Source organism: Psychromonas arctica (assembly GCF_038155225.1).
Classification (GTDB): Bacteria; Pseudomonadota; Gammaproteobacteria; order Enterobacterales; family Psychromonadaceae; genus Psychromonas; species Psychromonas arctica_B.
Genome location: NZ_JBAKBA010000265.1, coordinates 1 through 223, shown reverse-complemented (window position 1 = coordinate 223; position 223 = coordinate 1). Strand labels below are relative to the sequence as shown.

The 223-nt window shown below is 39.0% G+C and carries 1 protein-coding gene; it reads left to right on the top strand.

Translation table 11 applies throughout. The annotated features are described in order from the left end of the window. Positions 1-223 (top strand): twin-arginine translocase subunit TatC (locus V6255_RS18510; RefSeq protein ID WP_341629434.1); only part of this gene is annotated, 223 nt, incomplete at both ends.

The window sequence follows — 223 nt, the reverse complement described above, 5'->3', positions numbered from 1 at the left end:
CATTGCCACTGATATCTGCAGTTATTTAGACTTTGTATTGAAGTTGTTTTTTGCCTTTGGTTTAGAGTTTGAAATACCCGTTGCCACGTTATTACTATGTTGGACGGGTGCAACACCACCTGAATCTTTAAAAGCAAAACGACCTTACATTGTAGTCGGCGCAGTTATTTTTGGTATGGTATTCACGCCTCCTGATCTGATATCTCAAACCTTATTAGCTGTA